This is a genomic window from Nocardioides panacisoli (assembly GCF_039537325.1).
Lineage (GTDB): Bacteria > Actinomycetota > Actinomycetes > Propionibacteriales > Nocardioidaceae > Nocardioides > Nocardioides panacisoli.
Map to the genome: position 1 here is coordinate 318,894 of NZ_BAABAH010000003.1, position 26,682 is coordinate 345,575.

General features: G+C 73.6%; 26 protein-coding genes. 8 read left to right on the forward strand and 18 right to left on the reverse strand.

Going from position 1 to position 26,682, the window contains the following annotated elements; translation table 11 throughout:
* Positions 1 to 42 precede the first annotated feature (42 nt).
* The 9 genes from murD to mraZ all read right to left on the reverse strand — a co-directional run bounded on the left by murD (position 43) and on the right by mraZ (position 9,716).
* The gene (gene murD / locus ABD709_RS06860; RefSeq protein WP_344773638.1) at positions 43 to 1,503 is read right to left on the reverse strand and encodes a UDP-N-acetylmuramoyl-L-alanine--D-glutamate ligase; all 1,461 of its coding nucleotides are present in this window, start codon (positions 1,501 to 1,503) and stop codon (positions 43 to 45) included.
* A complete protein-coding gene (mraY, locus tag ABD709_RS06865) occupies positions 1,503 to 2,588 on the reverse strand; it encodes a phospho-N-acetylmuramoyl-pentapeptide-transferase (RefSeq protein WP_344773640.1) in 1,086 nt (361 codons plus the stop codon). The genes murD and mraY overlap by 1 nt, the downstream gene beginning before the upstream one ends.
* Positions 2,588 to 3,973, reverse strand: coding sequence for a UDP-N-acetylmuramoyl-tripeptide--D-alanyl-D-alanine ligase (locus ABD709_RS06870; protein WP_344773642.1), 1,386 nt, complete (start codon positions 3,971 to 3,973; stop codon positions 2,588 to 2,590). Before ABD709_RS06870 ends, mraY begins: the two co-directional genes overlap by 1 nt.
* Positions 3,970 to 5,508, reverse strand: a complete 1,539-nt coding sequence (locus tag ABD709_RS06875; protein ID WP_344773644.1) for a UDP-N-acetylmuramoyl-L-alanyl-D-glutamate--2,6-diaminopimelate ligase — start codon at positions 5,506 to 5,508, stop codon at positions 3,970 to 3,972. The genes ABD709_RS06870 and ABD709_RS06875 overlap by 4 nt, the downstream gene beginning before the upstream one ends.
* Positions 5,508 to 7,289, reverse strand: a complete 1,782-nt coding sequence (locus ABD709_RS06880) for a peptidoglycan D,D-transpeptidase FtsI family protein (protein WP_344773646.1) — start codon at positions 7,287 to 7,289, stop codon at positions 5,508 to 5,510. The genes ABD709_RS06875 and ABD709_RS06880 overlap by 1 nt, the downstream gene beginning before the upstream one ends.
* Before the next feature lie 50 nt (positions 7,290 to 7,339).
* On the reverse strand, positions 7,340 to 7,903 hold the full coding sequence (gene ftsL / locus ABD709_RS06885; protein ID WP_344773648.1) for a cell division protein FtsL: 564 nt from the start codon (positions 7,901 to 7,903) through the stop codon (positions 7,340 to 7,342).
* The gene (gene rsmH, locus ABD709_RS06890; protein ID WP_344773650.1) at positions 7,900 to 8,865 is read right to left on the reverse strand and encodes a 16S rRNA (cytosine(1402)-N(4))-methyltransferase RsmH; all 966 of its coding nucleotides are present in this window, start codon (positions 8,863 to 8,865) and stop codon (positions 7,900 to 7,902) included. Before rsmH ends, ftsL begins: the two co-directional genes overlap by 4 nt.
* Positions 8,866 to 8,878: 13 nt before the next feature.
* On the reverse strand, positions 8,879 to 9,028 hold the full coding sequence (locus ABD709_RS06895) for a hypothetical protein (protein ID WP_344773652.1): 150 nt from the start codon (positions 9,026 to 9,028) through the stop codon (positions 8,879 to 8,881).
* A 265-nt stretch (positions 9,029 to 9,293) separates the two neighbouring features.
* Positions 9,294 to 9,716, reverse strand: a complete 423-nt coding sequence (gene mraZ, locus ABD709_RS06900) for a division/cell wall cluster transcriptional repressor MraZ (protein WP_344773654.1) — start codon at positions 9,714 to 9,716, stop codon at positions 9,294 to 9,296.
* Between the two features lie 301 nt (positions 9,717 to 10,017).
* Here mraZ and ABD709_RS06905 point away from each other — a divergent pair, with 301 nt between their 5' ends.
* From ABD709_RS06905 to ABD709_RS06915, 3 genes are read left to right on the forward strand one after another with little or no spacing between them, the layout of a single operon-like run.
* A complete protein-coding gene (locus ABD709_RS06905) occupies positions 10,018 to 11,007 on the forward strand; it encodes an AAA family ATPase (protein WP_344773877.1) in 990 nt (329 codons plus the stop codon).
* A 13-nt stretch (positions 11,008 to 11,020) separates the two neighbouring features.
* Entirely contained in the window at positions 11,021 to 12,316 is a 1,296-nt protein-coding gene (locus ABD709_RS06910; protein ID WP_344773656.1) for a DUF58 domain-containing protein, read from the forward strand.
* Entirely contained in the window at positions 12,313 to 14,628 is a 2,316-nt protein-coding gene (locus ABD709_RS06915) for a transglutaminase TgpA family protein (RefSeq protein WP_344773658.1), read from the forward strand. The genes ABD709_RS06910 and ABD709_RS06915 overlap by 4 nt, the downstream gene beginning before the upstream one ends.
* A gap of 24 nt (positions 14,629 to 14,652) precedes the next feature.
* Here ABD709_RS06915 and ABD709_RS06920 read toward each other — a convergent pair whose 3' ends face one another.
* From ABD709_RS06920 to ABD709_RS06940, 5 genes are all read right to left on the reverse strand, one after another.
* Positions 14,653 to 15,084 carry a DUF3040 domain-containing protein gene (locus tag ABD709_RS06920; protein WP_344773660.1) on the reverse strand — a complete coding sequence of 144 codons (432 nt, stop codon included), beginning with the start codon at positions 15,082 to 15,084 and terminating at the stop codon, positions 14,653 to 14,655.
* Between the two features lie 51 nt (positions 15,085 to 15,135).
* Positions 15,136 to 16,410: a DNA polymerase IV gene (dinB, locus tag ABD709_RS06925; RefSeq protein WP_344773662.1), complete on the reverse strand. Its 1,275-nt coding sequence runs from the start codon at positions 16,408 to 16,410 to the stop codon at positions 15,136 to 15,138.
* A gap of 21 nt (positions 16,411 to 16,431) precedes the next feature.
* A complete protein-coding gene (locus tag ABD709_RS06930) occupies positions 16,432 to 17,139 on the reverse strand; it encodes a methyltransferase domain-containing protein (RefSeq protein WP_344773664.1) in 708 nt (235 codons plus the stop codon).
* Positions 17,140 to 17,176: 37 nt separating this feature from the next.
* Positions 17,177 to 17,647 carry an SAV_6107 family HEPN domain-containing protein gene (locus tag ABD709_RS06935; protein WP_344773666.1) on the reverse strand — a complete coding sequence of 157 codons (471 nt, stop codon included), beginning with the start codon at positions 17,645 to 17,647 and terminating at the stop codon, positions 17,177 to 17,179.
* Between the two features lie 123 nt (positions 17,648 to 17,770).
* Complete coding sequence (locus tag ABD709_RS06940) at positions 17,771 to 18,220, reverse strand: hypothetical protein (protein ID WP_344773668.1); 450 nt, start codon at positions 18,218 to 18,220, stop codon at positions 17,771 to 17,773.
* 42 nt (positions 18,221 to 18,262) lie between these two features.
* Between ABD709_RS06940 and ABD709_RS06945 the strand changes: the two genes are divergently transcribed.
* The gene (locus ABD709_RS06945) at positions 18,263 to 18,739 is read left to right on the forward strand and encodes a YbaK/EbsC family protein (RefSeq protein WP_344773670.1); all 477 of its coding nucleotides are present in this window, start codon (positions 18,263 to 18,265) and stop codon (positions 18,737 to 18,739) included.
* A 3-nt stretch (positions 18,740 to 18,742) separates the two neighbouring features.
* Positions 18,743 to 20,053: a phytoene desaturase family protein gene (locus ABD709_RS06950; protein WP_344773672.1), complete on the forward strand. Its 1,311-nt coding sequence runs from the start codon at positions 18,743 to 18,745 to the stop codon at positions 20,051 to 20,053.
* A 204-nt stretch (positions 20,054 to 20,257) separates the two neighbouring features.
* Here the strand turns inward: ABD709_RS06950 and metF are convergent, their stop codons facing one another.
* Complete coding sequence (gene metF, locus ABD709_RS06955) at positions 20,258 to 21,148, reverse strand: methylenetetrahydrofolate reductase [NAD(P)H] (protein WP_344773674.1); 891 nt, start codon at positions 21,146 to 21,148, stop codon at positions 20,258 to 20,260.
* Between the two features lie 73 nt (positions 21,149 to 21,221).
* Between metF and ABD709_RS06960 the strand changes: the two genes are divergently transcribed.
* Positions 21,222 to 22,304 (forward strand): polyprenyl synthetase family protein, encoded by a 1,083-nt coding sequence (locus ABD709_RS06960; RefSeq protein WP_344773676.1) that lies wholly within the window; start codon positions 21,222 to 21,224, stop codon positions 22,302 to 22,304.
* A 2-nt stretch (positions 22,305 to 22,306) separates the two neighbouring features.
* On the opposite strand, the gene ABD709_RS06965 is transcribed toward ABD709_RS06960, so the two are convergent.
* Genes ABD709_RS06965 through ABD709_RS06975 form a run of 3 tightly spaced genes read right to left on the reverse strand, consistent with a single transcriptional unit; the run spans position 22,307 to position 23,604 of the window.
* Entirely contained in the window at positions 22,307 to 22,720 is a 414-nt protein-coding gene (locus tag ABD709_RS06965; protein WP_344773678.1) for a barstar family protein, read from the reverse strand.
* Entirely contained in the window at positions 22,717 to 23,229 is a 513-nt protein-coding gene (locus ABD709_RS06970; RefSeq protein ID WP_344773681.1) for a guanyl-specific ribonuclease, read from the reverse strand. The genes ABD709_RS06965 and ABD709_RS06970 overlap by 4 nt, the downstream gene beginning before the upstream one ends.
* A complete protein-coding gene (locus tag ABD709_RS06975) occupies positions 23,230 to 23,604 on the reverse strand; it encodes an Rv2175c family DNA-binding protein (protein ID WP_344773683.1) in 375 nt (124 codons plus the stop codon).
* A gap of 135 nt (positions 23,605 to 23,739) precedes the next feature.
* On the opposite strand from ABD709_RS06975, the gene pknB reads away from it, so the two are divergent.
* Complete coding sequence (gene pknB / locus ABD709_RS06980; RefSeq protein WP_344773685.1) at positions 23,740 to 25,776, forward strand: Stk1 family PASTA domain-containing Ser/Thr kinase; 2,037 nt, start codon at positions 23,740 to 23,742, stop codon at positions 25,774 to 25,776.
* Positions 25,766 to 26,677 (forward strand): DMT family transporter, encoded by a 912-nt coding sequence (locus ABD709_RS06985; protein WP_344773687.1) that lies wholly within the window; start codon positions 25,766 to 25,768, stop codon positions 26,675 to 26,677. The genes pknB and ABD709_RS06985 overlap by 11 nt, the downstream gene beginning before the upstream one ends.
* Positions 26,678 to 26,682 lie beyond the last annotated feature (5 nt).

The window sequence follows — 26,682 nt, forward strand, 5'->3', positions numbered from 1 at the left end:
GTGATGGCGTCCCCCTCGTCCTCGGCCGGTGGTCCGGCGCTGCTATCCGGTCGCCGCCCGCACTGCCGCGGCGAACGCGTCGCCCCGGGCGGCGTAGTCGGTGAACTGGTCCATCGACGCGCAGCCCGGCGCCAGCAGCACCGTGTCCCCCGCCTGGGCGGCGGCCGCTGCCGCGGCGACGACGCGAGCCATCAGGTCAGCCCCGTCTACGGGCCCAGTCTCGCCGGGAGTCACCTCGATCACCGGCACATCCGGGGCGTGTCGTGCCAGGGCGTCGGCGATCAGCTGCCGGTCCTGCCCGATGAGCACAGCGGCGCGGAGCCGGTCGCGCGTGCGCTCGACGAGCTCCTCGAACCTTGCACCCTTGGCGAGTCCGCCGGCGATCCAGACCACCGAGTCGTACGCCGAGAGCGACGAGGCGGCGGCGTGCGGGTTCGTGGCCTTCGAGTCGTCGACCCAGGTGATGCCGTTGCGCTCGGCGACCACGGCGATCCGGTGCCCGCCGAGCCGGAACGCGCGCAGGCCGTCCCGGACCGCGGCCGGCGCCACGCCGTGGGACCGCGCGAGCGCCGCCGCGGCGAGCGCGTTGGCGACCACGTGCGGGGCGGTGGACGGGAGGTCGTCGAGGGTGCCGAGCTCGGCCGCGCTGGTACGCCGCTCCTCCACGAACGCCCGGTCGGCGAGCACGTCCTCGACGACACCGACCATGCCGACCGCCGGGGTGCCGAGCGTGAAGCCGATCGCGCGGGCTCCCTCGACGACGTCGGCGTCGCGCACCAGCTGCTCGGTGACGGGGTCGGCGACGTTGTAGACGCAGGCGCGCTGCACGCCCTGGTAGATCCGGCCCTTGTCGGCGGCGTAGGCGGCCATCGTGCCGTGCCAGTCGACGTGGTCGTCGGCGACGTTGAGCACCGCGGCGGACTCGGCGGCCATCGAGGACGTGTAGTGCAGCTGGAAGCTCGAGAGCTCCACGGCGACCACGTCGTAGGGGTCCGGGTCCATGACGACCTCGGTGAGGGGCAGGCCGACGTTGCCGGCCGCGACGGCCCGCAGCCCGGCGGCCCGCAGGATCGACTCGAGCATCTGCACGGTGGTGGTCTTGCCGTTGGTGCCGGTCACGCACAGCCAGGGAGCCGGCCGCTGCGGGTCCCGGAGCCGCCAGGCGAGCTCCGGCTCCCCCCAGACCGGGATGCCGCGGGCGGTGGCAGCGCGGATGAGCGGGCTGTCCGGCCGGAAGCCCGGGGAGGTCACCACGACGTCGACGTCCTCAGGCAGCGTCTCGGTCGCTCCCGTGTGGATGTCGATCTGCGCGCCGAGCACCTCCAGCAGCTCGGCGCGCTCGAGGATCTCGGGTCGTGCGTTCTCGGCGAGCGCGGTCACCTCGGCGCCGAGGTGCAGCAGGTTGTCGACGGCCGCCGCGCCGCTGGCGCCGAACCCGGCGACGACGGCGCGCACGCCGTCCCAGTCGTCCAGTCGGCCGAGGGTCGATGGGTCGCGGGCCATCAGAGCCGGGAGACCCACTCGGCGTAGAAGACGCCGAGGCCGGTGGCGACGAACAGGCCGGTGATGATCCAGAACCGGATCACGATCGTCACCTGCTCCCAGCCGAGCAGCTCGAAGTGGTGCTGGAGCGGTGCCATGCGGAAGACCCGTTTGCCGGTGCCGGTGAACCTCTTGGTCAGCTTGAAGCAGCTGACCTGGATCATCACCGACATCGTGATGAGGACGAACAGCCCACCGAGCAGCACGAGCAGCAGCTCGGTGCGGGTGAGGATCGCGAACCCGGCCAGGCCGCTGCCGAGGGCGAGCGAGCCCGTGTCGCCCATGAAGATCTTGGCCGGCGACGCGTTCCACCACAGGAAGCCGAAGCAGGCACCCGTGATCGCCGCGGCGATGATCGCCAGGTCGAGCGGGTCGCGCACGTCGTAGCAGGTCGAGCTCGGGTTCTCCTCGCAGAACTGGTTGTTCTGCCAGATGTTGACCAAGGTGTAGGCGCCGAAGACCATCACGCTCGCGCCGGCCGCGAGGCCGTCCAGACCGTCGGTCAGGTTCACCGCGTTGCTGAACCCGGCCACGAACAGCCAGATCAGCAGCAGCGCCAGGACCGTCGGCAGCGCCAGCCAGCTGACGTCGCGCAGGAACGAGATCTTGAGCGAGGCGGGCGTCCGGCCGTAGCTGTCCTCCAGCCAGGGCGAGAGGGCCAGCGCGCCGAACACCAGCGCGATCACCGTCTGGCCGATCATCTTGGCGCGGCTGCGCAGGCCGAGGCTGCGCTGCTTGGAGATCTTGATGAAGTCGTCCAGGAACCCGACCAGTCCCATCCCGACGAACAGGAAGACCAGCAGCAGGGCCGACGCCGACGGCGCGTTGAGGGTCAACAGCTTCGCCGCGAAGTAGCCGACGACGGTCGCCGCGATGATGACGACGCCGCCCATGGTCGGCGTACCGCGCTTGGTGTGGTGGGTGGTCGGACCGTCGTCGCGGATCTCCTGGCCGTAGCCCCACCGGGTGAAGAGGTTGATCGCGACCCGGGTGCCGAGCAGCGAGATCAGCAGGGCGATGCCGCCGCCGAACAGGATCGCCAGCACTAGCGCTCACCTCTCCCGTCCGCATCGTCGAGCAGCTGCCGGGCCACCCACTCCAGGGCGGCGCCGCGGGACGCCTTCACCAGTACGGCGTCCCCGGCCCCGGCATTGTGCCGTACCCAGGCCACTGCCTCCTCACGACCCGGCACCGGCACCACCTGCGGTGCGGCGTCCGCCACGTCCTGCGCTCCGTCGGAGATCCCGGCCGCCGCCTCACCGACGACGACGACCACGTCGACGCCGAGCTCCGCGGCGACCCGGCCCACGGCGCGGTGGCCGTCGAGGTGCTCCGCACCGAGCTCCTTCATCTCGCCGAGGACCGCGATCGTGCGGCGCCCGCCGCTCCGCCCGATCGCGACCAGCGCCTCGAGCGCGGCGCGCATCGACTCGGGGTTGGCGTTGTAGGCGTCGTTGACGACGACCATCCCGTCGTCCCGCCTGCCGACCTCCATCCGCCACGGCGAGGCCGCGGCGACACCGGACAGCGCGGCGGCGACGTCGGCCGCGGCAAGACCGGTCGCGATCGCCATCGCGGCGGCAGCCGCGGCGTTGGCCACCTGGTGCCCGCCGGACTGCTGGAGCGTGACCGGGTGCCACTGCCCGTCGAAGCCGAGCTCGAACGACGGCCGGCCGAGCTCGTCGAGCCGGACCTCGCGCCACGACACGTCCCCGTGGGTACCGAAGGACACGGTGCGCGCCGCGGTCCGCGACGCCATGCCGGTGGTGAGCGGGTCGTCCGCGTTGAGCACGGCGACGCCCGACGGGGCGAGGGACTCGACGATCTCGCCCTTCGCCCGGGCGATGGCCTCGCGGCTGCCGAACTCCCCGACGTGGGCGGACCCGACGTTCAGGACGGCGGCGACGTCCGGCGGCGCGATGCTGCACAGGTAGCCGATGTGGCCGATGCCCCGCGCGCCCATCTCGACGACGAGGTAGGCGGTGTCGCCCGTCGCGCGCAGCACCGTCAGGGGCACGCCGATCTCGTTGTTGTTGTTGGCCGCCGTGGCGACCACCCGGTCGGCGCCCGCCAGCGTGGCGAGGACCCCGGCCAGGTAGTCCTTGGTGCCGGTCTTGCCCTGCGACCCGGTCAGCGCGAGGACGGTCGCGTCGAGCCGGTCGACCACGTGCCGAGCCAGCCGGCCCAGCGCGGGGACCACGTCGTCGACGACGATCGTCGGCGCGCCCGTCGGACGACTGCCGAGGACCGCGTGCGCGTGGTCGGCGTACTGGTGGCCGTCGACGTGCTCGCCGACGACCGCGACGAACAGGCCGCCGTCGACCGGCGTGCGGCTGTCGACGTACGCCGGGCCGGACACCACCAGGTCGGCAGGGCCGTGGATGCTGCCACCGACGGCGTCGGCGATCTCCGCCAGCGTCCGCGGGATCATGCGCCGCCGCCCAGCAGCTCGCGGACCACGTCGCGGTCGTCGAACGGGTGCACGACGGCCCCGATCTCCTGGCCGGTCTCGTGCCCCTTGCCGGCGACCAGGACCACGTCGCCGTCGCCGGCGCGGCCGATCGCCTCGGCGATGGCGGCGTGCCGGTCACCGATCTCGAGCACGTCGGCGGGGCCGTCGGTGCCGGCGAGCACCTCGCGCCGGATCTGGGCGGGGTCCTCGGTGCGGGGGTTGTCGTCGGTGACGACGACGAGGTCGGCGAGCTCGCTGGCGATCCGGCCCATGACCGGGCGCTTGCCGCGGTCGCGATCGCCACCGGCACCGATCACCACGATCAGCCGGCCCTCGGTCACGGGCCGCAGCGTGCGGAGCACCGCCTCGAGGGCGTCCGGCTTGTGCGCGTAGTCGACGACGACGGTGAAGCCCTCGTCGCCGGTGGTCATCCGCTCGAGACGGCCTGGTACGCCGCCCGACGCGGCGATGCCGGCAGCGACCTGCTCGGCGTCGTAGCCGGCCTCGACGGCCGCGGCGATCGCAGCCAGCGCGTTGGAGACGTTGAAGTCGCCGGGCAGCGGCACCGACGCGGGTACGGCCAGTCCGCGCGGGCCACGGACCGTGAACCGGGACCCGTCCGGAGCGGTGCGCACGTCGGTGGCCGTCCAGTCGGCCGCGCGGCCGCGCGCGGACAGCGTGCGCACGGGGATCGGCGCCTCCCCCGCGAGCCGGCGTCCGTGCTCGTCGTCGACGTCGACGAGGCCGAGCCGGGCGCGCTCGGGGGTGAACAGGCCGGCCTTCGCCTGGAAGTAGTCCTCGACGTCCTTGTGGAAGTCGAGGTGGTCGCGGCCCAGGTTCAGGAACACCGCGACGTCGAAGACGACGCCGTCGACGCGGCCGAGGACGAGGGCGTGGCTGGAGACCTCCATCGCGCAGCCGACCACCTCCTGCTCCCGCATCAGCGCGAACAGGCCGTGCAGGTCGGGCGCCTCGGGCGTGGTGAGCGCGGTCCGCACGTCGACGCCGGCGATCCTGGTGCCGACCGTGCCGACGACCGCCGAGCGGATCCCGGCCGCGTCGAGGCCGCCGTCGAGCAGCCGGGTCACGGTCGTCTTGCCCTGGGTGCCGGTCACGCCGACCATCCGGAGCGCGGCGGCGGGGTCGCCGTAGACGCCGGCGGAGACCGCCCCCAGCACCGAGCGTGGCGCCTCGACGACGACGGTGGGCAGGCCCGCCTCCGTCGCAGGCGCGGCGCCCGCGGCGTCGGTCAGCACGGCGACGGCACCGGCCTCGGCAGCCTGGGCCACGAACGCGCTGCCGTGCGCGCGGGCGCCGGGGAGGGCGGCGTACACGTCGCCGGGGAGAACCCGCCGGGAGTCCAGGGTGATCCCCGTGACCGGCCGCGCCGTCCCGGCGAGCTCGAGGCGCGCATCGTCGCCCGCCCACGCCCTGACGTCCTCGACCCGCACCGGAGCCGGGTGCCGGGGGCGGGTGGCGGCGACGGCCGCCCGGTCGAGCCCGGCCGCCGCCATCACCACTCGACGGGAAGGCGGGACGGCTGGGTCCCGGTGGGCGGAACCCCGTAACGGCGCAGTGCGTAGCTCATCAGCTTCGAGAATGCCGGACCGGCGGTCGAGCCGCCACCGCTGCCCGGTCGCGGGTTGTGCACGACGACGTAGATCGTGAACCGCGGGTCGTCGGCGGGCGCGAACCCGGCGAAGGAGACAGTGAGGCCGTTGTAGCAGCCGCAGTCGCTCGAGACCTCCTGCGCCGTGCCGGTCTTGCCGGCCACCCGGTAGCCCGGGACCGCGGCGAGCGGCGCGACACCGGCGTCGGGGTCGAGCACGCGCTCCATCATCAGCATCGTCTGGTGCGCGGCGTCCGCGCTGACCACGCGGTGCTCGGTCGCGTCGTCGGAGCCGATCTCGGTGCCGTCGTCGAGCGTGGCGTGTCCCTCGACCAGGCTGGGATCGATCCGCACTCCTCCGTTGGCGATGGTGTTGACCGCTGCGGCCATCTGGATCGCGTTGACCGAGACCGACTGGCCGAACGCGATGCGGTCGTCGACCTGGTCGGTCCAGGCGGAGCCGGACGGCAGGATGCCCTTGGTCTCGCCGCCGATCCCGATGCCGGTGCGCTTGCCCAGGCCGAACCTGGTGAGGTAGCTGCGGAGCTGGCCGCGCTTGAACTGGTCGGCGGCGATCACGGTGCCGATGTTCGACGACTTGGCGAGGACGCCCGCGAGCGTCAGGTGCAGCGTGCCGTGCTCCCAGTAGTCGTGGATCGGGTGGTCCTGCCGGTCCAGCTCGGGCGGCACGGTGAGCCTGGTGCGGTCGGTCGCGAGGCCGGCGTCGATCAGCGACGACAGGGTGAGCACCTTCTCGACCGAGCCGGGCTCGTAGACGTCGGTCAGCGCGGCCGACTTGAAGAGGTCCTTGTGGTCGGTGAAGTCCTGCGGGCGGCTCGCGTCGTAGGACGGGTAGTCGGCGACCGACAGGAGCTCGCCGGTGCGGCTGTCCATGACGACGGCGACCCCGGAGTCGCCCCCGGCGCCCTCGACGGTCTGCTGCAGGACCCGCTGGGTGTACCACTGCATGTCGCGGTCGATGGTCAGGTGCAGGTCGTGGCCGTTGACCGCCGGCGTGATCGTGTTGTCGCCGAGCGGGATCTCCTGGCCGGCGCCGACCTGGTAGCGCGCCTGGCCGTCCTTGCCGGCGAGGTAGTGGTTGAAGGACGCCTCCAGGCCGGCCAGCGCCCGGGCGGACCCGTCCGCGCCCGGCGTGCCGAGGAAGCCGATCAGGTTCGCGGCGACGTCGCCGCCCGGGTAGACCCGCAGCGGGTCCCGCTCGGTGAACAGGCCGTCGAAGCCCTTGTCCTCGGCGTCGTTGACGACGTCGGAGGCGAGGCTCGCGGGCACCTGGCGGGCGACGTACTGGTAACGGCTGCCCTCGACCCGAAGCCGGTCGAGCGTCTTGATGTAGTCGACGTGCAGCCGCTTGGCCAGGAACCGCGCGATCTGCGGCGCCTTCTCGCTGGTCAGCGCCGGGTCGGCGATGACCATCAGCCCGTCGACGGTCTCGGCGAGCGGCTGGCCGTCACGGTCGAGGATCTCGCCGCGCGCCGACGGCAGGGTGACCGTGACCGACCCCTCGGCGGCAGCCATGGCGGCGTAGGAGCCGGGGTCGACGCCCTGCAGCTGGACCAGCCGGGCGGCGAACACGGACAGCACGATCGCGATCACAAGGAACCCCACCCGCAGCCGGAGCTGCGGGGAGCCGCGCCGGACGGCGCTGCGGACTGTCGGTCGACTCAACGCTTCGGTCCTGGAGGTCGGCGGGACGGGGTGTGGCGGGCGGTGCGCGGTCAGCGACGGGCCGCGCGGTGCTTGTCGCCCAACTTAGGCCCGCTGCCACCCCGATCCTGGTCCGGCACGCCGTGCGACGCCGCGACGTGCACCGCCGGCGGGTCCAGCGCCGCCGGACGGCTCGGGGGCGGCGGGAACAGCGGCAGCGGGGTGCCCTGGGCCGGCACCGGGTTGCCGCTGATCTCCCCGGTCGCGAGGTCGATCACGCCCGCCGTGGTCGTCGGGATGACCAGGCCCATGCTCTGCGCGGCGTGCGCGATCCGCTTCGGGTCGCGCAGGGCCTGCACGTCGGTCTCGAGCGCCTCCTGGCGCGCGGCCAGGTCGCTGGCCTGGTTCTCCAGCGACGTCTCGCGGAACGCGGCCGCCTGCATCGAGGTGTTGAAGAGCAGCAGCCCCACCACGCCGGCGAGGAGCACCGCGCTCACCAGCATCACGAACGGGATCCGGGGCGCGCGGGCCGCTCGGGCCCTCGGTCGCGGGACGACCGTGAGCCGGGCCCGTTGGATCGCCGCGTCGGCGATCCTGGGAAGTCGGGCGCGCAGCTGGGGGGCGGCGTAGCTCATGAGGCGACTCCTGTCCGCGGTCGGACTCGTTCGATGGCCCGGAGCCGCACGGAGGCGGCCCGGGGGTTGGTGGCGATCTCTTCGGGCGGCGCCTGCTCGGCGCCGCGGGTGACCAGGCGGAGGGCGGGCTCGTGCCCCTCCGGTACGAACGGCAGGTCCTCGGGGACGTCGGTGCTCACCGCTGCGGCAAAGGCCCGCTTGACGAGCCGGTCCTCCAGCGAGTGGTAGGCCTCGACGACCACCCGGCCGCCGACGCCGATCGCGTCGATCGCCGCCGGGATCGCCCGGTTGAGGACGCCGAGCTCGTCGTTGACCTCCATCCGGAGCGCCTGGAAGGTGCGCTTGGCGGGGTGCCCGCCCGTACGCCGGGCCGGCGCGGGGATGGCTTCGTAGAGGAGCTCGACCAGGCGACCCGAGGTCGTGAACGGCTCGCGGTCCCGCTCCCGGACGACCGCGGCCACGATCCGGCGCGCGTGCCGCTCCTCGCCGTACTCGCGGAGGATCCGGACCAGGTCCCCGGCCGGGTAGGTGTTGAGCACGTCGGCGGCGGTCGGCCCCGACCCGGCGTCCATCCGCATGTCCAGGGGCGCGTCGACGGCGTAGGCGAAGCCCCGCTCCGGCAGGTCGAGCTGCATCGAGGAGACGCCGAGGTCGAAGAGGACCCCGTCCACCTCGGCGAGACCCAGCTCGTCGAGCACGTCGGGGATCTCGTCGTAGACCGCGTGCACGGCGGTGAACCGGTCGCCGTACGGCGCGAGCCGCTCGCGGCTGAGCTCGAGAGCCTGCGGGTCGCGGTCGATGCCGATCACCCGGGCCAGTCCGCAGCGCGCGAGCACCGCCTCGCTGTGGCCGCCGAGGCCGAGCGTGCAGTCGACGAGCACGGCGTCCTCGTGGTCGAGCGCAGGCGTCAGGAGCGCGACGACCCGGTCCAGGAGGACGGGTGCGTGGCGGGGAGTCGTCACGGTCGCGGCCCCGTCAGCGCCCGAGTCCGGAGACAAGAAGGAGGAGGAGCGCCACGGAGAGCGAGACACCCGCGGAGAACGCCATCAGGACGAGCACGTCGCGTGCCTGCTCGCGGACCCGCGGCGTGGCGCCGGTCCGGTCCGGCGCGTCCAGCACGCTCATCGCTCGACCCTCATCGACTCTGCTCGCCCTCTGCCCTGGTGCTCGGTGGTGCGGTGTGGTGCGCGGTGGTGCTCGGTGGTGACTGCCTGGTGATGCAGAGATCCGCAGGACCAGGTCCCTGCCCGCTCCGGCCGCTGCCGTCCGGGGCCGGGGAAGGTGTCCCGGGTGGCGGCTGCCGTGGGGTGCTGTCCGGGGCCGGGGAAGGTGCTCCGGAAAGCGGAGGAGCGGGCGGAGGCCTCGTCCTGCGGATCTCTCTTCGGTTGTGCTAGTCGTCGTCCTCGTCGAGCTCGGCGAAGTCCTCCAGGGCCGCGGCCTGGAACTCCCGCCACTTGTCGGGGTTCCAGATCTCGAGCCGGTCCCGCACCCCGATGACGACGACGTCGCGCTCGAGCGCCGCGTAGTCCCTCAGGTGCGCCGGGATGCCGATCCGGCCCTGCTTGTCGGGCGTGCCCTCGTCACCGCCCGCGAACAGCACGCGGGCATAGCTACGGGCGGCGCGGTTGGTCATCGGCCGCGCGGCGGCGCGCTCGGCCTCCTCGGCGAACACGTCGGACGGCCAGACGACGAGGCAGTTCTCCTGTCCCTGCGTCACCACGAGGCCCTCCGCCAGTCGGTCCCTGAACTTCGCCGGGAGGAAGAGGCGCCCCTTCTCGTCGAGCTTCGGGGTGTAGGTGCCCATGAAGAACATCGGGCACCCCCTTGCGCCTCAGCTTTCCTCCACTTTCCACCACAATACTCCACTTTCCCCCACCGTCAACCACATTCCCCCCGAGTCGGCGCATCTCTGCACCGCCGGGTCGGCTCGTCTCTGCGCGCCCGGGTCACGGCCGCGGGCGCGGGCGAAGGCCTGCGTGCGCCGAGACGAGCCGACGTGGCGTAGAGACCAGATCGAGACCGGATCGAGACCGGATGTGAACCCAGCGCGGCCACCGTTCGTCACATAACCTGAGCACGTGGGCCACCCCGTGCCCACCGCACCGAGGGAGACCATGCACGTGGAGTCGTCGACCCACCCCCAGCTCGAGCAGGCCGACGTGGCCACGGTGGCGCGCGTCGCGGGCCGGATCCGGGCCAACGTCGAGAAGGTGATCGAGGGCAAACCGGACGTGGTGTCAGCCTCGCTCGTCGTGCTGCTGGCCGAGGGGCACCTGCTGCTCGAGGACGTGCCGGGCGTCGGGAAGACGATGCTCAGCAAGGCGCTCGCGCGCAGCATCGACTCCACCGTCCGCCGCATCCAGTTCACGCCGGACCTGCTGCCGTCCGACGTCACCGGCGTCTCGGTCTACAACCAGAACACCCGCGAGTTCGAGTTCCGCCCCGGCGGCGTCTTCGCGAACATCGTGATCGGCGACGAGATCAACCGGGCCTCGCCGAAGACCCAGTCGGCGCTGCTGGAGTGCATGGAGGAGCGACAGGTCACCGTCGACAACGTCACCTACCACCTCGAGCCGCCGTTCATGGTCATCGCGACCCAGAACCCGGTCGAGATGGAGGGCACCTACGCGCTTCCGGAGGCGCAGCGCGACCGGTTCATGGCGCGGGTCTCGGTCGGCTACCCGACGACCGCGGCCGAGATCGCGATGCTCGACTCGCACACGGCGCTCAACCCGCTCGACGACCTGGAGCCGGTCACCGACGGCGCGGAGATCCGCAAGCTGTCCGCGATCGTCGGCCAGGTGCACGTCAGCCAGGCGGTCCAGCGCTACGCCGTGGCCATCACCTCCGCGACCCGCGAGGCCCCGGAGCTCCTCCTCGGTGCGTCGCCGCGAGCCACCCTGCACCTGGTCCGGGCGGCCAAGGCCTACGCCGCGATGCAGCAGCGCGACTACGTCCTGCCCGACGACGTCCGCGCCCTCGTCCCGTCGGTCCTCGCCCACCGCCTCCTGCCGAGCGCGGAGGCCGCGGTGTCCGGCCGCCAGGTCGCGTCGGTCCTCGAGGCCGTGACCGCCCGGGTCCCGGTCCCCGACCCGGACGCCTGAGCGAGCGCCTCCCGTGCCCGAGCCCGTCACCACCACCAGCCAGCTGCACTCGGTGGGCGGTGTGCGCGACGCCCTGCGCGGGCTGACCCTGCGCGGTCGCGCGTTCGTCGCCGCCGGGGTCACGGCGATCCTGTGCGCGATCCTGCTCGGGCAGTCCGCGCTGACCCGGGTCGGCGTGCTCGTGCTGGTCCTGCCGCTCGTGGCCGCGCTCGTGATCGGTCGGGGCCGCACCCAGATCACGGTGTCGCGATCGGTCGCGCCCCGGCTGGTGACCGCCGGCCAGCCGGCACGGGTCGACCTCACCATCGTCAACGACGGGCGCCGTCCGACCGGCGCCCTGCTGGCCGAGGACCTGGTCCCCTACGCCCTCGGCACCCGGTCGCGGTTCGTGCTCCGCGGCCTGAGCCGCCACTGGGAGCGCAAGGTCAGCTACCAGGTGCGCTCCGACGTCCGTGGCGCCTTCGAGATCGGCCCGCTGGCGCTGCGGGTCGCCGACCCGTTCGGGCTCGTCGAGCTGCGCCGTACCTTCCCCGGCACGTCCAACCTCGTCGTCACCCCGCGCACCGTCGCGTTGCCGCGGATCCCGCTGGGCGGCGGCTGGAGCGGCACCGGCGAGCACCGGCCCCAGGCGTTCGCAGCGGGGTCGGCCGAGGACGTCAGCGTGCGGGAGTACCGTCGCGGCGACGAGCTGCGCCGCGTGCACTGGCGCAGCTCGGCCAGGGTCGGCGAGCTGATGGTGCGCCGCGAGGAGCAGCCGTGGGAGGCGCGGGCGACCGTGCTGCTCGACGACCGGCTCCGGGTCCACCGCGGCCAGGGGCTCGCTTCCAGCTTCGAGGCGGCCGTCAGTGTCGCGGCGTCGATCCTGACCCACCTCGAGCTCGCCGGCTACTCGGTGCGGCTGGTGACCTCCGCGGGCTCCCCTCCCGACGACACCGACAACGCGGTGGCCGAGCTGGAACGGCTCGCACTGATCACTCCCACCCAGCGGCCGCTGCTCGACGTGGGCTGGTGCGGTGAGCAGGCCCGCGGCGGTCTCGTCGTCGCCGTGCTCGGGAGCACCGAGCCGACCGACGTCCCGGCGCTGCGACGGATCCGCCACGACGCGAGCTCGGCGCTGGCGATCGTCATCGACGTCGAGCAGTGGACCACCCGTACGCCGGCCGCCGACCTGCCGGCCGCTGCGGCCGCGGTCAGCCTGCTCGGCTGGCGGGCCGTCCCCGTCGGGCCGCGAGACCGGCTCGACCGGGCGTGGCAGGACCTGGGCCGCGCCGCCGAGCGGGCCGCGGCAGGGAAGGCCGCGATCCGATGAGGACCGGACGCCCCGCACTCCCCCACGCCCTCTTCCTCGCCCTGGTGGCGGCGGCCACCACGCTGGCCGCGCTGCTGTCGTGGCGGGTCTTCATCGTCGGCAAGGGCCAGTACCTCATCCCCCTCGTCATCTGCGGCGTGCTGATCGCGGTGACCGGGGCGCTGCTCCGCCACGCGGGGCTGCCCCGCCTCGTCGTGCTCCCGGTGCAGGCCCTCGTGGCGGCGGCGTACGTCTGCGGCCACATCGCCGGCTCGGCGCTGCCGACCCACGACAACCTCGTCGCGATCGGGCACGCCCTGTCGGGGGCGATGAACTCGGCGCAGACCTACCAGGCGCCGATCGGACCGAGCGCGCCCTCGGTCGCTCCCCTGCTCATCGTCTGCGGAGCAGGGTTCCTGCTGCTCGTCGACCTGCTCGCCTGCACGCTGCGCAGGGTGCCGATCGCCGGCCTACCCCTCCTCGCCATCTACTCCGTGCCGGCCGGGCTCACGGAGAGCGGCCCGGGAGCGCTCGCGTTCCTCGGCGCCGCGATCGGCTTCCTCGTGCTGCTGCACGTCGACGCCCGCGACGACCTGCTGCGCTGGGGCCGGCCCCTCGGACCCACGGAGAGCTCACCGTGGACCGACGCCAACCCCGTCGCCGACGCCGTCCGGGCCGGGGCGGGCCGGATCGGCGTTGCTGCGACGGCGCTCGCGCTGGTGGTCCCCGTGTTCGTGCCCGTCCTGCACCTCGACGTGTTCGGGCTCGGACCCGGGTCCGGGTCCGGCGACATCACCATCCACCATCCCCAGACCGACATGCGCAGGGACCTCGAGCAGGGCGAGGACCAGCAGCTGCTGCGGATCACCACCGACGACCCCAATCCCGACTACCTGCGGATCGCGGTGCTCAACTGGTTCACCGGCGACGAGTGGACCAGCGGCGACCGCGACGTCTCCAGCAACCAGCGCGCCGACGGCGCGCCGCTGCCGCCCCCCCAGGGGCTCGCCGCGGACGTCCCCCGCGAGACCTACGACTACCGGGTCTCGGTGAGCGACAGCTTCAACAGCTACTGGCTGCCCACGATCTACCCCGCCACCAAGGTGCTCTCGTCCGACGACTGGCGCTACGACCCCGACTCGATGGACTTCATCTCCGCCGACGACGACCTCACCACCGCCGGCGAGAACTACTCGTTCACGGCGATCAGGCCCGACTACGGCACGACCGGGGCCTTCTTCCGCGACTCGGTCAGCGGTGACGTCCCGAGCACGCTGACCGACCTGCCCGACGGGCTGCCGTCGTCGGTCGCCCAGTACGCGCTGGAGGCCACCAACGGTGCGTCCTCGGACTACGAGAAGGCGGTGCTGCTGCAGCGGTGGTTCCGCGACAACTTCACCTACAGCGTCGAGGATGCCCCGCAGGGCACCGGCGGTGGCACGTTCGCGACGTTCCTGAACAAGGGTCCCGACGGTCGGATCGGCTACTGCGAGCAGTTCGCCTCGGCGATGGCCGTGATGGCCCGGACGCTCGGGATCCCGGCTCGGGTCGCGGTCGGCTTCTACGAGCCCGACCGGGTGGGCCCCGGCGTGTTCGCCTACAGCACGCACGACCTGCACGCCTGGCCCGAGCTCTACTTCGAGGGCGCCGGCTGGGTCCGCTTCGAGCCCACGCCGGCGGACCGCGCGAAGACCGTCCCGTCCTACACCCGGGCCCGGATCGACCGCTCCGACCCGGCCACGGACCCGAACGCCCCCAAGCACGTGAACGAGCTGCTCGGGGACACCCCCCACGGCGCGGACACCCCGACCACGGCGGCGGACCCGGAGACCACGACCGCACGCGAGCGGGCCGGCTCCGGGCAGAGCACGTCGACCACGGTGATGCTCGTCGTCTTCGGGTTGGTCCTCCTGCTCCTCGTGGCCGCCGGACTGCCGCGCGTGGTCCGCGGCCGGCTCCGGGCCCGGCGCCTCGCCGGGGCTCCCGAGGACGTGTGGGCCGAGCTCGCCGCCACTGCCGTCGACCTCCAGGTGCCGTGGCCCACGGGCCGGTCACCCCGTGAGATCGCGGCCGTCCTGGTCGAGCACATGGCCGGGCACGGCGAAGCCCTCAACCGGCTGGTCGCCCGGATCGAGCTGACCCGCTACGCCCGCCCCGGCAGCGCGGTCTCCGAACCGTCGGAGGAGCTGCGCGCCGACGGCGAGGCCTGCGTCACCGCCCTCACGACCGCTGCCCTCCCGAAGGTACGGCGCCGCGGCGCCTGGCTGCCCCGCTCGCTCTGGCGCTCCGCCGACCGCGTCGACGACCGGCTGCCGCTGCCCGTCCGGAGCTGACGCCCGGCGACACGCTCGGCCCGACTAGAACCCGCCCTGGTCCTTGCGGCGGCGCCAGCGGTCCTCGATGCGGCCCATGAACGTGCCGGAGGAGCGCGATGCGCGGGAGCGGCGCGCGGAACGGCCGCCGTCGATGACGCCGAAGCCGGAGGGGTGGGCCGAGACCGCGGCGGACGACGCGCCGGCGCGCTGGCCGCGGAGCGAGCTCAGCGCCACGGTGGCCGAGCCCAGCATGATCACGAAGCCGAGGATGCCGATCTGCCAGAACCGGGTGATGGCGCCGGTCATCAGCACGCCGATTCCGATCGCGAAGACCAGGCCGGCGACGATCGCGCGGCGGCGGGCGGCCTGACGAAGAGTGGTGCCACGCAGCGTGGAGGCGAGCTTGGGATCCTCCGCCACGAGGGCGCGCTCCATCTGCTCGAGCAGACGCAGCTCCTCTTCAGAGAGTGGCACCGGCTTCCTCCACGACTCACGACTGGTGTGGGGACCAGTGTAGGCAGCGTCTCACCGCATCGGTAGGCCGATCCCGGAGATTGTCTCGGGCGGGGAGGCGCCCGCGGACACGTCGGGCCCGATGAGCGACGCGCGGCGGACCGCGCCCTTGCCGAAACGGCCGGTCGCGACGTCGACCGCGCGGTCCGCGTCGGGCCAGCCGGGGTCGCGGTCACCGAGCGCCAGCTGGCGACCACGCTCGGGCAGCAGGGGCACGAGGCCCTCGACGCGGACCCCCACCAGCCGCACACCGGGCGGGCCCGGCGCGCCGTCCCGCCAGTGGCCCAGGGAGTCGAGCAGGCGCACCGCCGCGGCGTAGACGTCCTGGGTCACGTCGGTCGGCTCGGGCAGCGTGTGCGACCGGGTGATCGTCCGGAAGTCCGAGAACCGGATGGTGATCGACACCGTCCGCCCGCACTTCCCGGCCGCCCTGACCCGGGCGGCGACGCGGCTGGAGATCTGCAGCAGCTCGCGCAGCAGCTCCTCACGGTCGCGGGTGTCGGCCGCGAGGGTGTGCTGCGACCCCATGCTGCCCTCGGGCTCGCCCTCGCCGAACCCGAACGTGCCGGCCCCGCCCGGTCGCAGCCAGGTGCGGTCGCGGCCCCAGGCCAGCGCGTGCAGGTGCCCGCCGAGGTGCCTGCCCACCATCCGGCGCAGCTGGTCGACCGGGATCGCCGCGACGTCACCGACGCGCTCGAGACCGATCCGGTGCAGCCGCGCGCGCGTGGCGTCGCCGACGCCGTACAGCTCGCCCACGTCGAGCGGGTGCACCATCTCGACGAACCGGTCCGGCGGGATGGTGAGCACGCCGTCGGGCTTCGCGCGCCGGCTGGCGAGCTTGGCGACCGAGATCGCGGCGGCGATGCCGACCGAGCAGGTGATGCCGTGCTCGGAGCGGACCCGGGACCGGATCCGCTCGGCGATCGCCTCCGGCGGTCCGAACAGGCGCACGGCGCCGCGCACGTCGAGGAACGCCTCGTCGAGCGACATCACCTCGACCGTCGGGGTGACCGACCTGAAGGTCTCCATGATCGCGCGCGAGACCGGCACCAGCAGGTCGAAGTCCGGCGCCATCACGACGGCGTCGGGGCACAGCCGGGAGGCCTCCCAGCCGGACATTCCGGAGCGGACGCCGTACGCGCGCGCGGGGTAGTTGGCCGAGAGCACGACGCCGCGGTGGCCGCCGCCGACGACGACGGGCACGTCGTGCAGCTCGGGGCGGTCGCGGATCATCACGGACGCATAGAACGCGTCCATGTCGACGTGCAGGAGCGGCGTCGTGGTCACGGCCGCCCCGCGGCCGGTGGGCTAGTCGGCGAGGAAGTGCAGCTGGGCTGCGAGCGGGAGGTACTCCGGACGTTCGGCGACGGCACGCTCCAGCTCGGTGAGCGCGGCAGACGAGCCCGGCTCGAGGTCGAGCAGCGAGCCGGGGACGAGGTCGGTGAAGACCCGGACCGCGTGCGTCGCTCGGGTCGTGAAGCCGGCGCCCTCGAGCAGGCCGCGGACCTCGTCGGCGGTGAACCGGCGCCCGGTGCGGCCGCCCGTGCGCGCCCCGTCGTCGCCGTCGAGCAGCGCCAGTGCCTGCTGGAAGTGGCCCGCCATCGCCCGGGTGACCACGGCGGAGTGGCGGCCGGCGACCAGGAGGCTGAGCTGCCCGCCGGGGCGCAGCACCTCCCGGATCCGGGCGAGCGCCTCTCCCGGGTCGACGACCTCGAGCACGCCGTGGCAGAGCACGAGATCGGCGGACTTGGGCTCGGCGGCGAGGTCGGCGAGGTCGCCCTGCCGGCCGGTGACCTCCACGCCCGCCTCACGCGCCCGGCGGCCGAGCGACGCCAGCGCGTCCGGACTGGGGTCGACGACGGTGACCCGATGGCCGAGCTCGGCGACCCGGACCGCGAACCCCCCGGTGCCGCCGCCGACGTCGAGCACGTCGCGGGGCTCTCCTGCCAGGACGCGATCCAGGGCGTCCCACACGACCGCCGTCCTCGCGGAGCCGCGGCGCTCTCCGGTTGCCATGACCGCAACACTAGGGCCCCCGTCGCGGCTGCCGCGCTCAGCCCGCGGCGCGCCCGGCGAGCCGGTTGCCGAACGGGACGTGCGGCACCAGGCCGAGCGCCTGCTCGACGACGGCGAGGAACCGATCGGCCTCACGCACCAGGTCGTCGGCCTCGCGGTCGGTCACGGCGCGCGTCGAGCCCGCCTCGGCCGCAGCGCGCTTCGCCGCGCCCGCGGCGAAGTAGACCGCCCACTCCGTCAGCTCCGGCGCGACCTCGGTGAGCAGCACCCAGGCGTTGCGCTGCGGCCGGCGCCGCCGGCCCGGATGGGCGGCCTCGGGGCGGGCGCGGGCCGAGAGCAGGGCCGCCGCGGCCCGGAGCGCGGCGACGTGCGCGCAGGCGTAGCGGGTCGGCACGTCGCGGGCGCCGACCGCCTCGCTCAGGGATTCCGCCGCACGGATGAGATAGGAGTGGGTCGTCGCGGGCATCGTGTGCGGCGACGACGGGCTGGGCTGGTGCTGGTCGACCATGGCCGGCTCCCCTGAGATGAAGGTGGCTGTTCGAACACCTGTTCGAACGAGTGCCAATGTACACCTCTCCCCCGACGGAGCGTCAAGGCTCCGGTCGGCCGGGTCGGCCGGGTCGGCCGCGGCTCACTCCTGCTCGGGGCCGGACTCCCGGATGAAGCGGTGGCTGTCGGGGTGCCAGAGCAGCACCACGGTGACGGCCGCCATCACCGCCGCCACGATCGCGCAGGTCTGCACCATGGCCGGCGGGGAGGTCCGCATGGTCGCGGCGGTCGCCACGACGATGCCGATCGCGAGGGCCGCGAGGACGTGGCGCGCCCAGTTGTGCCCCAGCCGCAGCAGCGGCACGAGGGTCAGCGTGGTACCCGCGACGACGATGTAGAGCACGAGGATGACGGGCACGAAGTCCACCGGCTGCACGGTGCTGTCCCCCGTCGGCTGGGGTGCCCAGGTCTCGGCGAGCCGGGACCGGAACACCACGACGAGCACCGACACGACGAGGCCCGCCGCGACGAGGGCCCACAGCAGGTAGCACGCCAGCTCGACGCTCGCCGGTCGCTCCGGTCCCTCAGCCATCGGTTCCTCTCTCGTCGCGCCGCCCTCGATAGGGTCGGGCCCATGCCGGACGACCACCCCTCGATCACCCTGTTCCGGGAGGCGCACGAGCGTCTCGGTGGGACCGGCGAGATCGTCATTCTGCCCGATTCGGTCCACACGGCCGCACTGGCCGCCGAGGCACTGGGCTGCGAGGTCGGCGCGATCGCGAACAGCCTGCTCTTCGACGCCGACGGCAAGCCGGTGCTCATCCTGACCTCGGGCGCGCACCGCGTCGACGTGGCGGCGACGGCCGAACGAGTCGGCGTGCCGTCGCTGCGGCGGGCCAAGCCGGAGTTCGTCCGGGAGCACACCGGGCAGGTCATCGGCGGGGTCTCGCCCATCGCGCACCCGGCGCCGGTGCCGACGTACCTCGACACCTGGCTGCAGCAGTACGACGTCGTGTGGGCGGCGGCGGGGCACCCGGCGGCGGTGTTCTCGACCACCTACGACGAGCTGCTGCGGATCACCGGCGCGACGCCCATCGACGTGGAGGCCTAGCGGATGGCGAAGGTCGTCGTCGTCGGCGGCGGGCTCGGCGGCCTCGCGTCCGCGGCACGGCTGGCGAAGCTCGGCCACGACGTGACCCTGCTCGAGGCGTCGGGCTCGCTGGGCGGCGCCCTCGGCACGGTCCGCGAGGAGGGCTTCACCTGGGACGCCGGGGCGACGTACACCCTGCTGCCCGCCGCCCTGCGCGACCTGTTCCGCAAGACCGGCCGCCCGCTGGAGACCGAGCTCGGCGGCGAGCTCGAGCCGCTCGAGGTCATCCGCGAGCACCGGTTCGTCGACCGCAGCGCGGTACGGGTGCCGGGCGGCTCCCGCGGCGCCCAGGTCGCGGCCTTCGACGAGCTCGGCAAGGGCCTGGGCGAGGCGTGGGCGCGCCACGTGGACACCTATGCGCCGGTGTGGGACGTGCTGCGCCGCAGCTACGTCGAGGCACCGTGGGACCCGGCCGACCCGGGGCCGGAGCTCACCGCGCTGATCCGCACCCGCGAGACGCTGCACAAGCGGCTGCGCCGCGACCTGCGCGACGACCGGCTGGCGCTCGTCGCCGCCTACCCGCTGGTGGCGGAGGGCCACGATCCGCGCAACGTGCCGGCATGGGCGGGCGTCCCGAACTACCTCGAGCAGAGCTTCGGCGCATGGCGGGTGCCGGGGGGCACGGGGCGGGTCGCCGACCTCCTGACCGCGCGGCTCGCGACCCGGGGGGTCACCGTCGTCACCGGGGCCGAGGCCGGCGACGTCGTGGTGCGCGACGGCCGGGCCGTCGGGGTCGCGACGGGCGAGGGCACCCACGACGCCGACGTCGTCGTGGTCGCGATCGACCCGCGGCGGCTCCCGGCACTCGCGCGGCACGTCGAGCGGACCATGCCCGCGATCCCTCCCGTCGTCGCGCACCTCGGACTGGAGGGCGAGGCGCCGGACCTCCCTCCGGAGCTGGTGATCCACGACGAGCCGCTGCTCGTCGTCCGTACCGGCGGCACCGCGCCCGAGGGCCACAGCACGTTGACCGTCCAGGGCCGCGGCAAGATCGCCGAGGACCTCGTGGACGCGCTCGCCCGGCACAAGATCGACGTGCGGGAGCAGGTCGTCGTACGCGTGGACCGCAGTCCGCTCGACCAGGTCGAGCTGTGGCGCGGCTCCCCCGTCGGTGTGCTCTGGCAGGGCCGCGGCACCCTCACCCAGCGGATCGGCCCCCGCACCCCCGTCCCCGGCGTGTACGTCGCCGGCGCCCACGGCGCCCCCGGCTCCGGCATCCCCTACGTCGCCCAGTCCGCCGCCCTCGTCGCCCAGCTCGTCGGCCCCGCTGGTTGAACCCTCAGTTCGAGCACGTCGAACCGTCACTTCGAGCACGTCGAGCCGTCACTTCGAGCACGTCGAGCCGTCACTTCGAGCACGTCGAGCCGTCAGTTCGCGCGGGTTCCGAGCCCGACCCCAACTGACGGTTCGAGGTGATCGAACCCGGGGTTCGGCGTGCTCGAACCCGAGGTTCGACGTGCTCGAACCCGAGGTTCGACGTCAGACCGTGATCTGCAGCTGCTCGAAGATCTCGAGCGTGGCCTTGGAGCGGTTCAGGGTGTAGAAGTGCAGGCCGGGGGCGCCGCCGTCGAGGAGCTCCTCGCAGAGCTCGGCGGCGATCTTGATGCCCTCGGCGCGGACGGCGGCGGGGTCGCCGTCGAAGGCGCTGATCCGGGCGACGACGTCGTCGGGGACGCTGGTGCCGATCAGCTCGCCCTGGCGACGGATGGCGCTCAGGTTCAGGATCGGCATGATGCCGGGCAGGATCGGGATGTCCACGCCGCGGTCGCGGACCCGCTCGACCAGGCCGAAGTAGTCCGAGGCGCGGAAGAACATCTGGGTGACCGCGAACTCCGCGCCGGCCGCGGCCTTGGCGCAGAGCACGTCGGCGTCGTCGTCCAGCGACGCCGCGCTCGGGTGACCCTCGGGGAACGCGGCGACACCGACGCGGAAGTCGCCGCGCGCCCGGGCCAGCTCGACGAGCTCCACCGCGTAGTTGAGACCGCCGACCGTGGGGGTCCAGTCGGCGCGCGGGCCCTCCTTGGGGTCCCCGCGCAGCGCCATCACGTGCGAGACGCCGGCCTCGACGTAGGAGTCGAGGATCTCGCCGAGCTCCTCGCGGGTGTGGCCCACGCAGGTGAGGTGCGCCATCGGGATCAACGAGGTCTCGCGCGCGATCCGGCCGGTGATGGCGACCGTCTTGTCGCGGTTGGTGCCACCGGCGCCGTAGGTCACCGACACGAACGTCGGACGGTAGGGCTCGAGCGCCCGGATGGCGTTCCAGAGCTGCTCCTCCCCCGCCTCGTCCTTGGGCGGGAAGAACTCGAACGAGAAGGAGCGGTTGCCGGAGCGGATGAGCTCCCCCAGCGAACGTCCTCGACCGGTAGCCATGGCCGGGAGTTTAGGTGGCGGGGCACCGGTCCCGCCGGGCGGTCCGCACCGCGGCGTCACTAGGGTTCGGGGCATGAGCGACGCGGCGTGGGACCAGACTGCGTTCCGCGCCGAGGTCCAGTCGGAGCTCGACGCGTTCCTCGACCGGCAGGCCGCCGTCCTCGCGCCGCTGGGCGACGACGCCGCCCGGCTGGTCGACGAGGCGAGCGCCGTGGTCTCCGGCGGCAAGCGGTTCCGTGCCGCCTTCTGCCAGTGGGGGTACGCCGCCGTGGCGGGCACACCGGACGGCGGGTCGGCCGGGGCGATCGGCCGGGCCGGCGCCGCGCTCGAGCTGCTGCACGCGAGCGCGCTCGTGCACGACGACCTGATGGACGCCTCCGACACCCGTCGCGGCCGCGCCGCCACCCACCGCGGCTTCGCGGCCGAGCACGCGGCTGCCGGCTGGCGCGGCGACCAGGAGCAGTACGGCGCTGCCGCCGCGATCCTGCTCGGCGACCTGCTGCTCACCTGGGCCGACGAGCTGCTGCGCCGCTCCGGCTTCCCGTGGGAGCGGACCGCAGCCGCGCTCGAGGTGTTCGACCTGTGCCGCACCGAGGTGATCGCCGGCCAGTTCCTCGACGTGTCCGTGCAGGCGCGCGGCAGCGCGGACCTGGCGACGGCGATGACGGTGCTGCGCTACAAGTCCGCCAAGTACTCCATCGAGCGGCCGCTGCACGTCGGCGCCGCGCTCGCCGGTGCTGACGACGCGACGATGGCGGCGCTCACCGGGTTCGGCCTGCCGCTCGGGGAGGCCTTCCAGCTGCGCGACGACCTGCTCGGCGTGTTCGGCGACCCGGACACGACCGGGAAGCCCGCCGGCGACGACCTCGTCGAGGGCAAGCGCACGGTGCTCGTCGCCCTGGCTCTCGACGGCGCTCCCCCGGCCCAGGCCGAGCGGCTCGACGCAGCGCTCGGCACGGCGCTCGACGCCGACGAGGTGGCGGAGCTGCGCACGATCATCGAGGGCTCCGGCGCGCTCGACCAGGTCGAGGCGATGATCGGCCGGCTCGCGGACCGGGCGGTCCGCGCGCTGCACGACGCGGGCGGGCTCTTCGACGAGCGCGCGATCGGCGTACTCACCGAGCTCGCGGGCGCCGCGACCCAGCGGACCCTCTGACCTCAGTCGAGGGAGGCGAGGCCGTCCTCGGGACCGGGGCCGCGCAGCAGCACCTCGAGGGCGAGGTCGCTCTCGTCGCGCCTGCCGAGGACTCCGCAGATACGGCCGAACGCGTCCTCGTGCTCGCGCGCGAACGGGCCCCAGGCGTCCCACAGCAGCACGGTCGGCTTGTCCAGGTCGCGCAGGCAGTCGTTGAGGGCGTCCAGGTTGCCGCCGTAGTGCTCGGGAAACCCGAGCGCGTCGCCGATCGCGACGAGGACGTCGCGCCGCTCGTCCAGTGGTACGCCGTCGACGTAGCCGAACACCCAGCCCGCGTGCTCGACCGCGTGCTGCACGTCCGGGACGTGGAGCGCGGAGTGCCACCGGTGCACCCCCGGCTCGTGCCGCCCCGCCAGGACTGCCGCCAGTCCGCTCATGGAGTGGCCCTCCTGATCACCTCGAAGGATGCGTAGTGATCGGCGGTCCAGTACAGCTGGCCGTCGCCACCACTGATGATCCGTCGCGCGCCCCGGTCCGAGGAGCCGGGCGTCTCGACCGTGTACTCCCTGTAGTACCCCGACGGCTCGGCCGGGAGCAACCCCTCGTAGTTGCCGAACGTGGTCCCGTCCTCGTCATAGGGGAACGGGCCGCCGCTGTCGATCAGGTGGATGGTCTCCGCGGCCTCGGGCGGCAGCGCGGCCAGGTCGACGTAGGGCAGCCCGCTGCGCGGCTCGACCGTCGGCGTCGGGCTCGGCGGCAGGGCCGTGGACCGTGGCGCGATCGTGCTGGAGACGTACGCCGTCGGCGCCGGCGTCGGCGCGGGCTGGTCCGCGGTCGTCGTGCCGCCCTGGCTGCCCAGCCACCACGCGAGCAGCGTGACCGCGGCGACGAGCGTGGAGCCGCCGCCGGCGACCCGAGCAGTCAGCCAGCGCGGCCGTCCGGTCACCTAGAAGCCCATCGCCTGGGCGCGGCGCTTGACCTCCGTGCCCCTGTTCTCGCGCAGCGCGTCGATCGGCCGGCCCGGCAGGTCCGCGTCCAGGAAGATCCAGGCGATGCACTCCCGGTCGTCGAAGCCGTTGTCGTGCAGCGTCGTCAGCAGGCCCGGCAGGCCCTTGACCGGCAGCCCCTCGTCGTCGAGGAACAGTGCCGGGACCGCGGGCGCGCCCTTCTCCCCCGGTACGGCGGCGGCGAGCTCGTGGTCGCGGACCATGGTGCGCACCTTGGCGGGCGTGACGCCGATCCGAGCGGCCGCGGCGTCCCAGTCCAGCCACTCGTCGACGAGCGCTCCGAGGTCGTGGTCGGCAAGGCGGGGTTCGTTCATGGGGCCATCTTGACGCACGGCGCCACGACACCGCGGGGCGGCGTGGTGCGGGGTCAGGCCGCGTCTCCCCCGTACGATGGGGCCCTCCGGACACTTCCCCGACCGGAGACCGACGAGATGCGCAGGAGGGTGGCTGTGCACGACGACACGCGCGCCCCCGGCCGCGTCCCGCAGCCAGCGGCGGAGCAGGACCCGCACATCGGGCGGGTGCTGGACCGCCGCTACCGCATCGACTCCCGCATCGCCCGCGGCGGCATGGCCTCGGTCTACGAGGCCCACGACCTGCGCCTCGACCGGACGGTCGCCGTGAAGATCATGCACGCGGGGCTCGGCGACGCCACCTCGGGCGACGAGGCCTTCGCGGCCCGGTTCGTGCGCGAGGCGCGCGCCGCGGCGCGGCTCTCGCACCCCAACGTGGTCTCGGTCTACGACCAGGGCACCGATGACACAGCCCACGGGGCTGTCGTCTTTCTCGCCATGGAGCTCGTGCCCGGCCACACGCTGCGCGACACGATCGCCAAGGAAGCCCCGATGTCCCCCGAGCGCGCGCTCGCGCTGCTCGAGCCGGTGCTGTCCGCGCTGGCCTCGGCCCACCGCGCCGGTCTCGTGCACCGCGACGTGAAGCCCGAGAACGTGCTCATCGCCGACGACGGCCGGATCAAGGTCGCCGACTTCGGTCTCGCGAAGGCGGTCAGCGCCGACACCCAGCACACCGCGACGCAGGGCGTGCTCATCGGCACGGTCTCCTACCTCGCGCCCGAGCTGGTCACCGACGGCATCGCGGACGCGCGCGCCGACGTCTACGCGGCGGGCGTGATCCTCTACGAGCTGCTGACCGGGCGGAAGCCGCACACTGGTGAGACACCGATCCAGGTCGCCTACCGCCACGTCCACAACGACGTGCCCGCGCCCTCGGTGAGCCATCCCGGCATCCCGGCGTACGTCGACGCGCTGGTCGCGCGGGCGACGGCCCGCGACCGCACCCTCCGGCCGGCCGACGCCGGCGTGCTGCTGCACCACGTCCGGCGGGTGGCGCAGGCCCTGCACTCCGGTGTCCAGGACGACCCCGAGCTGGTCGAGGACCTGATGCCGGTCGGCGCGCGGTTCGCCGAGACGTCGAGCGACACGACACCCGAGCCGATCGAGCAGCTTCGGCGCCCCGCGGTCCCGCCGGTGCCGGTGCGCGACCACACGACCGCGATCGACCGCGCGGACCCGGTCGCCGGGCCGCCCGCCCCGCCGTACCCCGGCCCGTCGGGCACCCCGCCGCGCCGCAGCCGGCGGCCGCTGCTGCTGGTGGTCGTCGCCGTCCTGGTGGCCGCCCTCGTCGGCGGCGGTGCCTACTGGTTCGGCTGGGCCCGCTACACGACCACCCCGAGCGTCGTCGGCCTGACCAAGGCCGCGGCCGAGAAGAAGCTCGACGACGCGGGTCTCGAGGTGGACTACGGCGACGCGGCCTACTCCGAGAGCGTCAAGAAGGGCGACGTCATCAGCAGCGACCCGGGCGCGGGTGCGCGGATCCTGCCGGACGACACCGTGACGCTGACCCTGTCGCTCGGACCCGAGCGCTACAACGTCCCGAAGCTCGCGGGCCTGACCGTCGACGAGGCCGAGGCGAAGCTCGACGACGTGAAGATGGTGATCGGCCGCACCACCGAGGCGTGGTCGGAGTCGATGCCCGAGGGCCGGATCATCAGCACCGACCCCGCCTTCGGCTCCAAGGAGGCCAGGCGGCTCCCGCCCGGCACCGGCGTCGACGTGGTCGTGAGCAGGGGCCGCAAGCCGATCAAGGTCACCGACTTCACGGGCAAGAGCGCCGACCACGCGACCAGCGTGCTGGAGGGTCGCGGCCTCGACGTCACGGTCACCGACCGGCGGTACAGCGACACCGTCGACGAGGGCGACGTGATCAGCCAGGACCCGGCCGACGGCACCCTGTTCAAGGGTGACGAGGTGCACCTCGTCGTCTCCCAGGGCCCGGAGCTGGTCAAGGTCCCGTCGGTGTTCTACGAGTCCACCGACGACGCGGTCGCCGAGCTCGAGGGCCTCGGGTTCGACGTGAACGTCGAGCACGCGCAGATCTACTTCACCGGCGACCGGGCCTACAGCACCAACCCGCCCGCCGGCGAGATGGTGCCCAAGGGGACGACCATCACCCTCTATGTCGTCTGACCGGCCCGGTCGGCGTACGTCGCTGCTCGCGGCGGTCGCCCTGCTCACCATGACGGCGAGCTGGGGCAGCACGTTCTTCCTCATCAAGGACCTGCTCGACCGGGTGCCGACCGTCGACTTCCTGGCCGTCCGGTTCGCGATCGCCGGCCTCGCGATGCTCGCCGTCGCGCCGCGCGCGATTCCGCGGCTGGCGCCGGAGACGCGGCGGCGGGCGCTGCTCCTCGGCGGGGTGTACGGCGTCGCGCAGATCCTGCAGACCGCGGGACTCGCCCACACGCCGGCCAGCGTCTCCGGATTCATCACCGGCCTGTACGTCGTCGCCACCCCGGTCATCGCAGCCGTCGTGCTGAAGACCAGGATCACCGCGCTCACCTGGGCTGCCGTCGCGCTGGCGACCGGAGGGCTGGGGGTGCTGACCCTCGAGGGCTTCTCGGTCGGCTACGGCCAGGCCATCACGTTCGTCGCCGCGATCCTGTACGCCGTGCACATCGTCGGCCTCGGTGCCTGGTCGCGGCCCGCCGACGCGCTCGGGATGTCGGTGCTCCAGGTGCTCGTCATCGCCGGCATCTGCCTCGTCGCCGCTCTGGTGACCGGGTCGCCGGGCGTGGTGCTGCCCGACCGCGGGACGGACTGGCTGTCGCTGGTCTACATGGCCCTGGTCGCGGGCGCGGCCGCGATGCTCGCGCAGACCTGGGCGCAGGCGCACCTGCCGGCGACGCGGAGCGCGATCATCATGAGCATGGAGCCGGTCTTCGCCGCGTTCTTCGCGGTCCTCCTCGGCGGCGAGGGCCTCAGCGCGCGGATGCTGGTCGGCGGGCTGCTGGTGCTCACCGCGATGCTCGTCGTCGAGCTGGTGCCGCGGCGGCGGGTGGAGGCCGAGGTGCCGCACATCGCCGTCTGAGCGCC

Bases quoted from the DNA above. Each gene is read 5' to 3' on its own strand.
- ABD709_RS06985 (WP_344773687.1), top strand. From the start codon at position 25,766: ATGTCGTCTGACCGGCCCGGTCGGCGTACGTCGCTGCTCGCGGCGGTC.
- ABD709_RS06905 (WP_344773877.1), top strand. From the start codon at position 10,018: ATGCACGTGGAGTCGTCGACCCACCCCCAGCTCGAGCAGGCCGACGTG.
- ABD709_RS06895 (WP_344773652.1), bottom strand. From the start codon at position 9,028: ATGAGCGTGCTGGACGCGCCGGACCGGACCGGCGCCACGCCGCGGGTC.
- ABD709_RS06915 (WP_344773658.1), top strand. From the start codon at position 12,313: ATGAGGACCGGACGCCCCGCACTCCCCCACGCCCTCTTCCTCGCCCTG.
- ABD709_RS06945 (WP_344773670.1), top strand. From the start codon at position 18,263: ATGCCGGACGACCACCCCTCGATCACCCTGTTCCGGGAGGCGCACGAG.
- ABD709_RS06950 (WP_344773672.1), top strand. From the start codon at position 18,743: ATGGCGAAGGTCGTCGTCGTCGGCGGCGGGCTCGGCGGCCTCGCGTCC.
- ABD709_RS06975 (WP_344773683.1), bottom strand. From the start codon at position 23,604: ATGAACGAACCCCGCCTTGCCGACCACGACCTCGGAGCGCTCGTCGAC.
- ftsL (WP_344773648.1), bottom strand. From the start codon at position 7,903: ATGAGCTACGCCGCCCCCCAGCTGCGCGCCCGACTTCCCAGGATCGCC.
- ABD709_RS06875 (WP_344773644.1), bottom strand. From the start codon at position 5,508: ATGGCGGCGGCCGGGCTCGACCGGGCGGCCGTCGCCGCCACCCGCCCC.
- metF (WP_344773674.1), bottom strand. From the start codon at position 21,148: ATGGCTACCGGTCGAGGACGTTCGCTGGGGGAGCTCATCCGCTCCGGC.
- ABD709_RS06935 (WP_344773666.1), bottom strand. From the start codon at position 17,647: ATGGTCGACCAGCACCAGCCCAGCCCGTCGTCGCCGCACACGATGCCC.
- murD (WP_344773638.1), bottom strand. From the start codon at position 1,503: ATGGCCCGCGACCCATCGACCCTCGGCCGACTGGACGACTGGGACGGC.
- ABD709_RS06930 (WP_344773664.1), bottom strand. From the start codon at position 17,139: ATGGCAACCGGAGAGCGCCGCGGCTCCGCGAGGACGGCGGTCGTGTGG.
- ABD709_RS06960 (WP_344773676.1), top strand. From the start codon at position 21,222: ATGAGCGACGCGGCGTGGGACCAGACTGCGTTCCGCGCCGAGGTCCAG.
- ABD709_RS06940 (WP_344773668.1), bottom strand. From the start codon at position 18,220: ATGGCTGAGGGACCGGAGCGACCGGCGAGCGTCGAGCTGGCGTGCTAC.
- ABD709_RS06870 (WP_344773642.1), bottom strand. From the start codon at position 3,973: ATGATCCCGCGGACGCTGGCGGAGATCGCCGACGCCGTCGGTGGCAGC.
- ABD709_RS06965 (WP_344773678.1), bottom strand. From the start codon at position 22,720: ATGAGCGGACTGGCGGCAGTCCTGGCGGGGCGGCACGAGCCGGGGGTG.
- mraZ (WP_344773654.1), bottom strand. From the start codon at position 9,716: ATGTTCTTCATGGGCACCTACACCCCGAAGCTCGACGAGAAGGGGCGC.